Below are 12010 nucleotides of genomic sequence, written 5' to 3' on the forward strand. Positions count from 1 at the left end.
TGACCTGAGGTTTTCCCCTCAAATCACTTTGTATTCCTTGAGCGATATGACGCGGAAGTTGTCGGTGACGGTGTCGCGGAACTCTGGCCGTTTTTCTGGCAGGGTCTTGCGGAAGAAGTCGAAAATGGCCTCTGTGAATTGGTTGAACGTTGCATAGTGCCGATTGTGGGTGACCCATTTGTGCATAACACCCCAAAGACGCTCGATCGGGTTGAGGTGCGGGGCATATGCTGGCAAGAAATGCAACTTCACCCGACGTTCTGGGCTGTCCAGCCATGGCTGTAGTATCTTGGCATGATGATAGCGGGCATTGTCGACAAAGACGTGGATGGCCGTCTTGGTTTGGTTGTTGCGTTCCAACTTTTCCAGCATCTGTCGGGTTGTCTGGGCATTGATCTTCTCGCCTTCCACAAAGGTGAACTGGAAAGTCTCAAGGTCAAGCGCGCCCTGAATGTTGAGCCGCTTGCGCCCTGATGTCGCCTTCAGGGCCGTCTTTTGTCCCTTGGGGAACCAACCATGGGCGGGGCGGCTCTGGTGTTCGGGGTGGACAGCGTCCGAAAAGACAACCATCTCATCTGCGGCCAACCCGTTCATCAGGGCCTCATATTTGGCAATAAACGCAGCCTGCTTGGCTTCATCGGCCTGTGCAGGCAGCAATTGTGGTTTCTTATACGCGAACCCCAGGCGGCGCATCAGCTTGGCGGCTCCCGACGTGCTGTAGTTTTGGTCGCACTCGGCTAGAACATAGGCACAGACCTCATCGGCATTGCGGGCAGGCTGCGCGGTGAAATGGGCTCTCACCGCCTGCTCTTGCACGACGGACAAATGACCCTGACGCTGGCTGTAGTCCTTCAGACCGAAAAACGATAGTCCCGCACCGGCAAAGGCTAATCGCCACTCCGTCAAAACTGTCGGGCCAATATCCAAAATCCGGCAAACCGTTCCGGCGTCTTCTCCTGCGTCCAAAAGAAGAAACGCGCGCGCCCGTTTCCAAACAAGGGCGTCAACTTTGCGGCGGCGGCAAAGCGCTTCAAGTGCTATGCGCTGCTCGTCGGATAAGGAGACTGTTTTGTATTGCTTGCTCATAAACTCAAAATACAGACTGAACCGCCTTTGGCCATGCGACGAAGTGAATCGCAGGCCCAAAATCGTCAGGTCAATTCAGGCGCAGGAGTATATGAAGGAGAAAGGCTTATCCCTTTTAGTCCGGTTGCCCCACATGTTGACGCGGCGCAGAATCTTGCCCTTGTGGCTTTAGAGGCGGATCGGATCAGTTTGTAACGTCTGGTGGGTTTATAGGGCGTGGCTTTTGCCGTGAACGAGGCCCTTCAGGCGCGCTGTTCAACAAAATCACGATATGTCGCTGGCCCGAGACCAACACCGATCCCCAGCAGCGTGTCGAAGGCGCTTCGCATGTGTCGCCGTCGGTTCCAGCGGAACACGAATTCGTCGAGATAGCGTTGTAGATGGCACTTTCTGAGGCCGTGGAAGACGCCTTTTGCCCACGTTTTTAGGTTGGAGAACACGCGGTGGACCCAGTGGAGTATGTCGTGTGCCTTCTTGCCGCTGACGACCTTTGCCTCATGCGTGTTTGCAGGAGGATTTTCGTAACCGAGCCAGCCATCCGTGATGATGTGAGCGCCAGGCTCTACAGCCTGACCAATGAACCCGTGCAGCGTCTTTGACGCGCCGTCGGGAATGTGTTTCATCCTGATACGGCGCGGATGTCCGTCACTTGATAACTCGACGGCACAGACGACAAACATCTTTCCAACCGGGCTGCGCCCACCCTTTGGCCGGTCCTCGGGATCATGCCGGGACCGGAACGGCATCTCTGTTTCATCGATTTCGACAAGGTCTTTCAGGGGGTTGCGGTCAGGGTTGACCATCGACCGCCGCAGCTTTTGCAAGAGGAGGTCGCCGAGAAGCGCCATCGGTCCGAGCGACGATGGCGACCCGTCTTGTAGCTGCCAAGGCCAAGTTGCGCCTGAAGTTGCAGCGCTGACATGCCGTTGGAATGGCTGGTGATGATGTGCGCGGCAAGAAACCAAATTCGCAACGGCAAATGGCTGCTGTGCATTACCGTGCCAGCCGTCACGGATGTCTGCCGTGCGCAACCGGCACATTCCCAAGTCGCGCGATTTCGCTTTAACGGCCAGCCCTTGCAGGTGCCACAGGAAGGACAGACGAAGCCCTCAGGCCAACGATGTTCCACCAGATAATGCGAACACGCTTCCTCATCAGAAAACCTGGCGTCGAACGCGGGGCGGGACATGGGTTTGTCGTTTTTCCATCTGGCTGGCATGGGAAGAACAATACCAGAACATTCTAGATTGGCAAGCCGCTTCGCACTACATCAGGTGCCGCCGGAGCAAAGGGGATAAGCCTTTGAAGGAGATATGGAATGGCAAAGCGATACACAGACTAGTTTCGGCGTGATGCTGTGCGAATGGCGACGACCAACGGCTTAACGCGCCCGCAGCTTTCATCGGATTTAGGGGTTGGCGTCTCTACGCTGAACAAGTGGGTTCAGCGACGCTAATTCCTCGCCCTGCCCGCCTCAACAAGTATTCTTCTGATAGTGCCCGCAGGGGAGCTTGTCGCATGTGCAGAGAATTGCGCCGCTGACTTGACCGTTGCGGGCTGCCATGGTTTGGGGGCGTTTCTGGGCCTTCATTCAAGGGAGCACATCCCTGAAGGTCAACCATCTGGCAAAATGCGCCTGTCTGACGGTTGTATGACGATCAGTTTCTGACCCTCGGTTAGGCAAAACCACGATCCCTCAGATACGGCCCTTTCTGGGCCTATCAAAACTCAAAAAAGCAATGCCGCGATTGCGGCGTTGTCGGGCTTTTGCGGGTGCAGCCTTCGATGGCATGTGCCCGATAAAATACGATAAACTAAGGAGAGACGCGATATGAAGAGAATTATTATTGGTGCCGCATTCGCAGCACTCGCAGCCCCAACGGCCGCCTTGGCGCAGGATCAATGTGGCGAAGTCACAATCACCCAGATGAACTGGGATTCAGCCGCCATTGTAACGGCCGTCTCAAAATTCTTGATGGAACAGGGGTATGGCTGCGACGTAACGGTGGTGCCGTCCGATACCACACCGGCGATGACATCCCTGTCTGAAAACAACGAGCCCGACATCGTGACCGAACTATGGGTTAATTCTGCGGGCGAGGCTTACACAAAGCTGCGCGAAGACGGCATGATCGAAGAGTTGGGCAGCGTGCTTGACCCCGGCGGTGTCGAGGGCTGGTGGCTACCGACCTATCTGATCGAGGCGCATCCAGAACTTGCGACAATCGACGGCATTATGGCCAATCCTGAACTGGTCGGTGGCATGTTCAACAACTGCCCAGACGGTTGGGGCTGCCGCATCGTCAACGACAACCTGATCCGCGCGCTCGACCTTGAGGACAGCGGGATCGAGGTCTTTAATCACGGGTCCGGCGAAACACTGGCAACGTCAATGGCAGCGGCCTACCAAAGCGAAGAACCTTGGTTCGGCTACTATTGGGGTCCAACGACGCCGCTTGGCATGTTTGACATGACAAGCATTGATCTTGGCGAATACGACGAAGCCGTTCATGCGGCCAACCAGAACGCCGACGCGCCAGATCCGGGCGTATCGGCATTTCCGGCAGCACCCGTGCTGACGATCGTGACCAAGGACTTCATGGAAACCCGTCCCGACGTCGCAGAACTGATGGGCAATGTGACCTTCAAGACGGACACGATGAGCCAGCTTCTGGCATGGAAAGAAGACAACAACGCTTCCAACGAGGAAGCGGCTGTGTATTTCCTGAGCAACAATCCTGACGAATGGAGCGGCTGGATCAACGATGCCGCGCGCGAAAAGCTGGCCACGCTGCTGCAATAAACTCGATCAGGGCGGTGCTTTTGGCGCCGCCCCTTGATTGCTGCAAACGCCCGCCAAGGGCGTGCCATCTACCAAGGCAGACCAACAAACGGGGCCCAGGTCAAATGATCCGGCCCTGTCATTGAATTAGAGAAATAAAAAAAGGGCCGCACTATTATGCCCGGATGAGGGACACATGGCGACTTACGATTTCATTTTCGACGGGCTGGGACTGCGCAATTGGTGCGGCACCAGCGGTGAAAACAGCGGTGACATGACGTCTATGGCGCAGCTTCTGGCGGAAACTTCAGGCGACGACATTGTCGTGACGAGCTGGGAAACACCGTTTCCATCCATGGACGCGCTCCATGAGGCCTGCCCGTCATTTCCACAATCGCGCGAACTGACGAGCGGTTTGGAGGAAGGTTTTTTGGCAATCAAAGACGGCCTGAAAGTGGTCGTCGACCCGCTGACCCAACCGCTTAGCTGGGCGCTGAACGAAGCATTGTGGGTAATGCAGGCCGTGCCTTGGTTCATCATGATCCCGCTGCTGATGCTGGTTGCTTGGGTGGTAAGCCGCCAGTTGCAACTGGTCGCACTGGTCGCGGTCTGTTTCGGGTTCCTTGGCTTCGTTGACTATTATTCCTACACCATGCAGACGCTCGCAATCATCTTTGTGTGCGCGCTGACTTGTGTTGTATTGGGCATCCCCATCGGGATTGCCATGGCACGTAGTGACCGCGTGCAGCGCATCATGATACCCATTCTGGATATGCTTCAGACCCTCCCGCCCTTCGTTTATCTGATCCCCTTGATCTTCCTGTTCTCAGTGACGGAACCGAAACTCTACGGTATCGCGATCATCCTTTATGCGATTGTGCCGGTGGTGCGCCTGACCGATCTGGGTATCAGACTTGTGGATCCTGACGTGACCGAAGCCGCAGACGCCTTTGGCATGACCAAACGGCAAAAACTGCTGAACGTGCAAATCCCGCTCGCGCTGCCCAACATCATGGCAGGCGTGAACCAAACCATCATGATGAGCCTTGCGATGGTCGTGATTGCATCGCTGGTGTCGGCCCCCGGTTTGGGTGTGTTGGTGCTGCGCGGCATCCGCTCATTAGAGCTTGGCGTCGGTTTGCTGTCCGGTCTGGGGATCGTTCTTCTCGCAGTCATTCTCGACCGCGTGACCAAAGCTGCCCTCGCCCGCATCAATGTAAGCCAATCGAAATAGAAGGTGACGGATATGAACGATACAGACATAAAAATTTCGATCCGCAATCTCTATAAGATTTTCGGAAACGATCCAGATACGGCCCTGCAACTTGTGAAAGACGGCATGAGCAAGACTGAGCTGCTGGAAAAGCACAATCAGGTGCTGGGCCTGAACGACATCAATGTCGATGTCCGCGCCGGAAAAACGACGGTGATCATGGGGCTGTCGGGGTCGGGCAAATCGACGCTGATCCGCCACCTTAATCGCCTGATTGAACCGACAGCGGGCGAGGTTTTGGTCGCAGGCGAAAATATCCTGCAATACAATGAAAAGCAGTTGCGCGATTTGCGGCAACACGAAATGTCGATGGTGTTCCAGAAATTCGCACTGCTGCCGCACCGGACCGTATTGCAAAACGCCGGTCTCGCACCTTTCATCGACGGCCAGAAAGAGCGCAAATATGCCGATGAGGCCCGCAAATGGCTTGACCGTGTCGGGCTGCAGGGGCAAAGCGAACAATATCCACACCAGCTATCTGGCGGAATGCAGCAGCGGGTCGGCATTGCCCGCGCGCTGACCAGCAATTCCGACATCATGCTGATGGACGAGGCGTTCTCTGCTCTTGACCCGTTGATCCGCACCGACATGCAAAACCTGTTGAACGAATTGCAGGCAGAATTGCAAAAGACCGTGGTGTTTATTACCCACGATCTGGACGAGGCGCTGAAACTGGCGGATCATCTGGTCATCCTCAAAGACGGTTTTGTTGTCCAACAAGGCGAACCGCAGCACATATTACTCAATCCGGCGGACCCCTACATCGAAGATTTCGTGAGCGATATCAACCGCGCACGTGTGCTTAGGGTCCGTTCCGTTATGGTTAAGACACCAAACGCGTCGGGCGAACAGGCGGGCGAGATCGATCATAACGATACGCTGGAGTCCGTGATTGCAAAATCCGAAGGTGACACCGCCCTGTGTTACCGGGTGATGAAGAACGGCACGCCAGTTGGTGAGCTGGACATGCGCAAACTGGTACGCGCACTGGTCCCTTCAGAACAATCAGACGACCCCGAAAGTGCCCGTCTGAGCGGCTGATTGGACAACCCGCTTAAGGTGGCCCTAACGATTAATGGCGCGCGATCAGCGCGTCATATCCAATCGCCCGTATGCCACCTTGGCAGTCCTAGCAGGCCGAAGAACCATCTCGCGTCGCAGGTAAACTGGACGCCAACACTGTGGGGCAAAGCAACCAACAATCTAGGGGCGGTGAGGACCGAGTATCAACACACGTTTCTGCGTGAATTGGCACGCGCCCTCGCCCCAACCTTAACTCCCGCCCGACGTCCGCAAGCTCTTGTTGGTGCTCCAAGCGTTCCAGGCTTAGCGTGTCAGAGTGATTTGCCCGACGGGACCGATTGAACCGACCGTAAAAGACACTGCAGTGCCACGGCTCTACTTTTGTTCGTATTCGATCCATTCTTTTGGAACCATCACACCTGCGTCCCGGAACGTGTCAACGACTTTGAGACAGTGGCTTTTGGACTTTAGGCTTGGGTTTCTTCGGTTGGTTTTGGTGGGTTGATCCAGACGGCGGTCGGGATTTGAGGCGGTTTTGGTGGTTTGTGTACGAAGCGTTCGGGCGTGGCGAGGAATGCCGCGTCTAGTGTTGCTTGTCGCGCGGTGTAGATTTCTTGGGCCTGCCCAAAATGGATTTGGTCGGGCGTCATCAGACCAATCCCGGCGTTATGATGGTCTTGGTTATACCATGCAAAGAACCTGCGGCAGAATGCGCGAGCCTGCTCGATGGTTTCAAAGTTCTTGGGGAACTCTGGCTGATATTTCAGTGTTTTGAAGTGGGCTTCGGAGAACGGGTTGTCGTTTGAGGTGTGGGGCCGACTGTGGGACTTGAGCACACCAAGATCAACCAGCATCAGGGCTGTCGTCTTTGCCTTCATGGGCCCACCGCGATCTGCATGCAATGTCAGCTGATCGCGTGGAACCTCGTGTTTTTCCATCGCGTCGATGAACAGCTCTTTGAACTGGCTGGCGCTCTCCGCGTGCTCGACGCGCCAGCCAACAACGCGGCGGCTGAAGATGTCGAGGATGACATAGAGATAGAAGTAGGACCATTTCACCGGGCCCCTCAGCTTGGTGATGTCCCAAGACCAGACCTGATTGGGGGCTTCAGCTAGAAGTTCAGGCTTTTGATAGACGGGATGTGTGCGCTGTCGGCGGCGTTCGCCAACTTCGCCCTGCGCGGCCAATATCCGATACATCGTGCGGATTGAACACAGATAGGTGCCTTCATCCAGCAAGGTGGCAAAGACCTCTGTGGGCGTCTGATCCGCAAAGCGGGGTTCGCGCAGGTGGTGCAATACCTGGTCTCTTTCCCTTTCCGGCAGAGCCCGCGAAGACGCTGCGCGCGGTGGGCGTGTGCGTGGTGGTGCCGTCAGCGCCGCACGCTGTCGAAGAACGCTCGCGCGCGATAATGATAGCGCGGCGCAGACAGCCGAGGTCAAGCCGCTGCCGGTGGGCAATGCAATCGCGACGGCCATCATGATTTGCCGCTGCGCTCTTGCGTCTGCTCCATCTCGTCCAGAAGTCCCGCCACTTTTTTTTGGATGGCAATGATGGCTTCCGCCTGATCCAGACGGCGCCGCAAGGCTGTCACCTCACGGTTGGCCTTAGCCAGCTCAGCTTGCAATGGATTGGCAGGTGCCTTTTGTGGGCCACGGCGCATTGGCTGCAATGCACCCAATGTGCCGGCCGCCCGCGCACGGCGCCAATCGGTCAGTGCAGAGGAATAAAGCCCCTCCCGCCGTAGAATGGCGGAAACCCCGCCAGTGTCTGCCACTTGGTCCGTCTCATCCAGAATGCGCAGTTTGTATTTGGCTGTGAAGTTGCGTCGCTTCGGGATGCTCGTCAGTTCCGCTGTGGGAGCCAACGGCGCATTAACAACGCGGGGAGGCGACGTCGGGGCCAAAACGGCTCCAGATCCAGCATCTGGCGAAAGTGGTGATTGTGAAGGCATAACCATGGGTTCGTTCTCCTACGCCCTCAAGTGTAAACTTTAGCCAGTCAATTGTCTCACGCTTATTGGCACGGAGGGGGCAGTGCTATGGTCCCGGAATAATTGCGCATTATCAATCGCCCTGACGAGATCGAGGCGCGATTGGTGCCAGGCCACTGGGAGGGTGATCTGATCAAGGGCGCGTTCAATCGCTCGTCAGTGGGCACCTTGGTCGAGCGCAAGACACGCTTTGTCATTCTTTGCAAAATGGACGGCAATGGGGCCGAGGCCGCGCTCGACAGCTTCACCCGCCAGATGGGACTACTACCCGCTGCTTTGCGCAAGAGCATGACCTATGACCGTGGCTCCGACCCTCTCATGGTTTGCGAGCAAACCACTGCCAGGCAGTGGATGGCCTGCCACCCCGAACTGGCCAGACGGTTGAAGATCGATATCTGGTTCTGCGATCCGCATGCGCCGTGGCAGCGTGGCAGCAACGAGAACACCAACGGACTGCTGCGTCAGTACATGCCCAAAGGAACTGACCTGAACGGTGCAAGCCAAACATGGCTGAACGACGTTGCAAACCTGATGAACAACCGTCCGAGAAAAACCCTCGGATGGAGAACACCCGCTGAAGCCATGGCCGACGAAATAGCGGCTTTCAAATCAACCGTTGCACTTGATGTTTGAATCTAAGGACTTGTTCGACCAAGGCATAGTTGGGCGACCTCAGGCCTAGAATTGTTGTTGCCGTCATACCCGCAACTGCAAACTTCGCAGCACCGTCCACAAATTCACGCTTGGTGATTTTGCCATGATCATAAAAATCGTACAGTTCCAAAAGCTTAGGATCAAAGTCTTTTGCGGTGAGCCTTGTCATTGTTGGTCCTCCAGAATGGGAAATTACAAAATAAGCGATCCTAACAGGTGTCGCGACACCCTTCTTTGTTAAAAAAATAGTGTATACTCCTGCGCCTGAATTGACCTAACGATTTTGGGCCTGCGATTCACTTCGTCGCATGGCCAAAGGCGGTTCAGTCTGTATTTTGAGTTTATGAGCAAGCAATACAAAACAGTCTCCTTATCCGACGAGCAGCGCATAGCACTTGAAGCGCTTTGCCGCCGCCGCAAAGTTGACGCCCTTGTTTGGAAACGGGCGCGCGCGTTTCTTCTTTTGGACGCAGGAGAAGACGCCGGAACGGTTTGCCGGATTTTGGATATTGGCCCGACAGTTTTGACGGAGTGGCGATTAGCCTTTGCCGGTGCGGGACTATCGTTTTTCGGTCTGAAGGACTACAGCCAGCGTCAGGGTCATTTGTCCGTCGTGCAAGAGCAGGCGGTGAGAGCCCATTTCACCGCGCAGCCTGCCCGCAATGCCGATGAGGTCTGTGCCTATGTTCTAGCCGAGTGCGACCAAAACTACAGCACGTCGGGAGCCGCCAAGCTGATGCGCCGCCTGGGGTTCGCGTATAAGAAACCACAATTGCTGCCTGCACAGGCCGATGAAGCCAAGCAGGCTGCGTTTATTGCCAAATATGAGGCCCTGATGAACGGGTTGGCCGCAGATGAGATGGTTGTCTTTTCGGACGCTGTCCACCCCGAACACCAGAGCCGCCCCGCCCATGGTTGGTTCCCCAAGGGACAAAAGACGGCCCTGAAGGCGACATCAGGGCGCAAGCGGCTCAACATTCAGGGCGCGCTTGAACTTGAGACTTTCCAGTTCACCTTTGTGGAAGGCGAGAAGATCAATGCCCAGACAACCCGACAGATGCTGGAAAAGTTGGAACGCAACAACCAAACCAAGACGGCCATCCACGTCTTTGTCGACAATGCCCGCTATCATCATGCCAAGATACTACAGCCATGGCTGGACAGCCCAGAACGTCGGGTGAAGTTGCATTTCTTGCCAGCATATGCCCCGCACCTCAACCCGATCGAGCGTCTTTGGGGTGTTATGCACAAATGGGTCACCCACAATCGGCACTATGCAACGTTCAACCAATTCACAGAGGCCATTTTCGACTTCTTCCGCAAGACCCTGCCAGAAAAATGGCCAGAGTTCCGCGACACCGTCACCGACAACTTCCGCGTCATATCGCTCAAGGAATACAAAGTGATTTGAGGGGAAAACCTCAGGTCAATTCAGGCGCGGGAGTATAGCAGGAAATACTTTCAACATTTTGACCGCGATCTGGCGTATTGCGCAATTCTACCCCAACCGGTCATTCACAGAATTTCAGTTCAGGAATGAGATGGCGGATGATGCCATGATCATTCCGTCCATCGCCACCGTTATTGCCAGCCAATCCACCTGCCGGTCGTTCGAAGACGGCAGATCAATGAGCGGGCTATTCAAAGAATAAAGCGTGATTGTGTATTCATGCCGCGCGCCGGGGGGCGAACAGGGTGGCGTATATCCCGTGCGTCGGCCGTCCTTGTCCGCGCCCTCAACCCCCAAATGACGCGGGATTGCCACGGGAATGTCGGTGGAGTCTGCGGAAATATTCTACAAAAGCCAATATTGGCTGTACGCATCCACGCCAGCAACAGTGCCGCGCGGATAATGGTGCATGATAATGGCCAAACTTTCGGTCCCTTAGGGAACCCCAGTCCATGCAAGCGGCGGCGTCAAACCATCGCCGCCGTCACGGGTGCATTTCAGATCGGCGGGCAGCGTGGCACAGTCGGTAAACGCGGGGCTGGACAGGGCAAACCCGTCCTGCGCCCAAGACGGTCCAGCCAAGGCCCCAAAGACAAGGGCAGCAATCGACCACGAAACAGCCGCATGCCTCATCTGCAATATTTCCCTGTGGCGATATCCCCACCGTTGGTGACTTCTTGGATTCAAACATCAAGTGCAACGGTTGATTTAAAGGCCACGATTTCGTCGGCCATGGCTTCAGCGGGTGTTCTCCATCCGAGGGTTTTTCTTGGACGGTTGTTCATCAGGTTTGCAACGTCGTTGAGCCATGTTTGGCTTGCACCGTTCAGGTCAGTTCCTTTGGGCATGAACTGACGCAGCAGTCCGTTGGTGTTCTCGTTGCTGCCGCGCTGCCAGGGAGCATGCGGATCGCAGAACCAGATATCAATTTTCAATCGTCGCGCCAATTCACGATGGCAGGCCATTTCGGAGCCACGGTCATAGGTCATGCTCTTGCGCAAATCAGCGGGTAGTCGTCTCATCTGGCGGGTGAAGCTGTCAAGCGCGGCCTCGGCCCCATTGCCATCCATTTTGCAAAGAATGACAAAGCGTGTCTTGCGCTCGACCAAGGTCCCCACTGACGAGCGATTGAATGCGCCCTTGATGAGGTCGCCCTCCCAATGGCCTGGTACCAGTCGTGCTTCGATCTCTTCAGGGCGATTGATAATGCGCAATGATTCCGGGACCATAGCACTGCCCGCCGCTGTCCTGCGCTTGAGCCCACGCTTAGGCTTCGCTTGACGCAACGCCTCGATCATCGCCGCCTTCAGCCCGCCACGTGGCTGCGCGTAAATCGCGGCATAGATGGTCTTATGGCTCACATAGGCGGATGGATCATCAGGCTTCATGAGACGCAGTCTCTGCGCAATCTGCTCAGGCGACCAGTGCAGATGTACGAGCTTGCCATGAACGAAACGATTAAGATCGCTCCCCTCCACAAGCTTGCGCTTGCGGCGGCAGCGCGCGCGCCGGGCATCATAGGCCTGCCGCGCCGCTTGCGGGCAATAGCTGCCGTCTTCCTGCCGACCTCGCGCCAGCTCACGGCAGATCGTGCTCGCCGGGCGATGCAAAAGCTGGCCGATCAACCGCGGACTGCTGCCCCTATTATGCTCGGCTAATATCACGCCACGGTCCTCGCTGCTGAGGTGCTTGCTTCGTATGTCCATCACAACATCCTATGCCCAAAGGGCTCTGAGTGTTGCATTTGAA

At 55.9% G+C, this 12010-nt stretch carries 10 protein-coding genes and 2 pseudogenes; 5 read left to right on the top strand and 7 right to left on the bottom strand.

What is annotated here, in order from left to right; translation table 11 throughout:
- Positions 1–18 precede the first annotated feature (18 nt).
- A complete protein-coding gene (locus OA238_RS19025) occupies positions 19–1086 on the bottom strand; it encodes an IS630 family transposase (RefSeq protein WP_015496439.1) in 1068 nt (355 codons plus the stop codon).
- A gap of 242 nt (positions 1087–1328) precedes the next feature.
- A pseudogene (locus OA238_RS19030) lies at positions 1329–2305 on the bottom strand (IS1595 family transposase).
- 612 nt (positions 2306–2917) lie between these two features.
- Here OA238_RS19030 and OA238_RS19035 point away from each other — a divergent pair.
- The 3 genes from OA238_RS19035 (at position 2918) to OA238_RS19045 (ending at position 6182) form a co-directional block, all read left to right on the top strand.
- Complete coding sequence (locus OA238_RS19035; protein ID WP_015496440.1) at positions 2918–3889, top strand: ABC transporter substrate-binding protein; 972 nt, start codon at positions 2918–2920, stop codon at positions 3887–3889.
- A 175-nt stretch (positions 3890–4064) separates the two neighbouring features.
- The gene (locus OA238_RS19040) at positions 4065–5102 is read left to right on the top strand and encodes an ABC transporter permease (protein ID WP_015496441.1); all 1038 of its coding nucleotides are present in this window, start codon (positions 4065–4067) and stop codon (positions 5100–5102) included.
- Between the two features lie 12 nt (positions 5103–5114).
- Complete coding sequence (locus OA238_RS19045) at positions 5115–6182, top strand: quaternary amine ABC transporter ATP-binding protein (protein ID WP_015496442.1); 1068 nt, start codon at positions 5115–5117, stop codon at positions 6180–6182.
- Between the two features lie 449 nt (positions 6183–6631).
- On the opposite strand, the gene OA238_RS19050 is transcribed toward OA238_RS19045, so the two are convergent.
- Positions 6632–8124, bottom strand: a protein-coding gene (locus OA238_RS19050; RefSeq protein ID WP_085982774.1) for an IS3 family transposase whose coding sequence is annotated in 2 segments (ribosomal slippage) — positions 6632–7674 and positions 7674–8124 — 1494 coding nt in all. Because the reading frame shifts where the segments join, the coding sequence is not laid out codon by codon here.
- A 96-nt stretch (positions 8125–8220) separates the two neighbouring features.
- Here OA238_RS19050 and OA238_RS19060 point away from each other — a divergent pair.
- Positions 8221–8790: pseudogene (locus OA238_RS19060) on the top strand (IS30 family transposase); the annotation flags it as partial.
- On the opposite strand, the gene OA238_RS19065 reads toward OA238_RS19060, so the two are convergent.
- Positions 8762–8980, bottom strand: coding sequence for a hypothetical protein (locus OA238_RS19065; protein ID WP_044037188.1), 219 nt, complete (start codon positions 8978–8980; stop codon positions 8762–8764). The pseudogene OA238_RS19060 and the gene OA238_RS19065 sit on opposite strands and share 29 nt — an antisense overlap.
- Before the next feature lie 174 nt (positions 8981–9154).
- On the opposite strand from OA238_RS19065, the gene OA238_RS19070 reads away from it, so the two are divergent.
- Complete coding sequence (locus OA238_RS19070) at positions 9155–10222, top strand: IS630 family transposase (protein WP_015496444.1); 1068 nt, start codon at positions 9155–9157, stop codon at positions 10220–10222.
- Positions 10223–10336: 114 nt separating this feature from the next.
- Here the strand turns inward: OA238_RS19070 and OA238_RS30540 are convergent, their stop codons facing one another.
- From OA238_RS30540 to OA238_RS19085, 3 genes are all read right to left on the bottom strand, one after another.
- Positions 10337–10603 (bottom strand): hypothetical protein, encoded by a 267-nt coding sequence (locus tag OA238_RS30540; protein ID WP_083906778.1) that lies wholly within the window; start codon positions 10601–10603, stop codon positions 10337–10339.
- A 93-nt stretch (positions 10604–10696) separates the two neighbouring features.
- The gene (locus OA238_RS19080) at positions 10697–10894 is read right to left on the bottom strand and encodes a hypothetical protein (RefSeq protein ID WP_044037192.1); all 198 of its coding nucleotides are present in this window, start codon (positions 10892–10894) and stop codon (positions 10697–10699) included.
- A 50-nt stretch (positions 10895–10944) separates the two neighbouring features.
- The gene (locus OA238_RS19085; RefSeq protein WP_015496445.1) at positions 10945–11967 is read right to left on the bottom strand and encodes an IS30 family transposase; all 1023 of its coding nucleotides are present in this window, start codon (positions 11965–11967) and stop codon (positions 10945–10947) included.
- Between the last annotated feature and the right edge of the window lie 43 nt (positions 11968–12010).

This window comes from Octadecabacter arcticus 238 (assembly GCF_000155735.2).
In the GTDB taxonomy this organism is placed as follows: domain Bacteria; phylum Pseudomonadota; class Alphaproteobacteria; order Rhodobacterales; family Rhodobacteraceae; genus Octadecabacter; species Octadecabacter arcticus.

Bases quoted from the DNA above. Each gene is read 5' to 3' on its own strand.
- OA238_RS19025 (WP_015496439.1), bottom strand. From the start codon at position 1,086: ATGAGCAAGCAATACAAAACAGTCTCCTTATCCGACGAGCAGCGCATA.
- OA238_RS19035 (WP_015496440.1), top strand. From the start codon at position 2,918: ATGAAGAGAATTATTATTGGTGCCGCATTCGCAGCACTCGCAGCCCCA.
- OA238_RS19040 (WP_015496441.1), top strand. From the start codon at position 4,065: ATGGCGACTTACGATTTCATTTTCGACGGGCTGGGACTGCGCAATTGG.
- OA238_RS19045 (WP_015496442.1), top strand. From the start codon at position 5,115: ATGAACGATACAGACATAAAAATTTCGATCCGCAATCTCTATAAGATT.
- OA238_RS19065 (WP_044037188.1), bottom strand. From the start codon at position 8,980: ATGACAAGGCTCACCGCAAAAGACTTTGATCCTAAGCTTTTGGAACTG.
- OA238_RS19070 (WP_015496444.1), top strand. From the start codon at position 9,155: ATGAGCAAGCAATACAAAACAGTCTCCTTATCCGACGAGCAGCGCATA.
- OA238_RS19080 (WP_044037192.1), bottom strand. From the start codon at position 10,894: ATGAGGCATGCGGCTGTTTCGTGGTCGATTGCTGCCCTTGTCTTTGGG.
- OA238_RS19085 (WP_015496445.1), bottom strand. From the start codon at position 11,967: ATGGACATACGAAGCAAGCACCTCAGCAGCGAGGACCGTGGCGTGATA.